Origin of the sequence: Streptomyces beijiangensis, assembly GCF_017315755.1 — a bacterium.
GTDB classification, from domain to species: Bacteria; Actinomycetota; Actinomycetes; order Streptomycetales; family Streptomycetaceae; genus Streptomyces; species Streptomyces beijiangensis.
This window is the reverse complement of record NZ_JAFLRJ010000793.1, coordinates 1-514: the sequence shown is the minus strand read 5'-3', so window position 1 is coordinate 514 and position 514 is coordinate 1. Positions and strand designations below refer to the sequence as shown.

The window sequence follows — 514 nt, the reverse complement described above, 5'->3', positions numbered from 1 at the left end:
CGACCGGTCCGAGCGTCCGAAGCTCGCGCAGCAATTCTTTGTCCACAGCCTGTGGATGAAAAAGCTTCTTCGTCTTGCGCCCGACCGTGAGCGTGTCCGTCCCCCTCACCACCACCGGCGACGCCGCGAACCGCACCGGCTTCCGTACGGGAGGATCGAGCGCCGCCGCCAGCCCGAGCACCGTCGTCGCGATCAGCCCCACCCCCAGCGCGAGCGCGACGAAACTCCCCGCCAACGTGACCCACCGCGTCCGCAGCCCGCCCAGCACCACACTCAGCACGACGACACCACCCGTCCGTCGACGAGCCGCACCAGCCGGTCGGCGTACTCCGCGACCACCGGATCGTGCGTGACCATCACCACCGTCTGGCCGTCCCTGTCCACCAACTCCCGCACCATGGACAGCACTTGGGCACCCGTCTCCGTGTCCAGCGCACCCGTCGGCTCGTCCCCGAAAAGGACCGTCGGCCGCGTGATCAGCGCCCGTGCGAGGGCGACGCGCTGCTGCTGCCCG

1 protein-coding gene and 1 pseudogene are annotated in these 514 nt (G+C 70.0%); both read right to left on the bottom strand.

Features of this window, described 5'->3' with window-relative positions; translation table 11 throughout:
* A pseudogene (locus J0695_RS39145) lies at nucleotides 1–280 on the bottom strand (ABC transporter permease); the annotation flags it as partial.
* Nucleotides 274–514, bottom strand: a 241-nt coding sequence (locus tag J0695_RS39140; protein ID WP_206969618.1) for an ATP-binding cassette domain-containing protein, incomplete at its 5' end; no start/stop codon positions are given. The pseudogene J0695_RS39145 and the gene J0695_RS39140, both read right to left, overlap by 7 nt.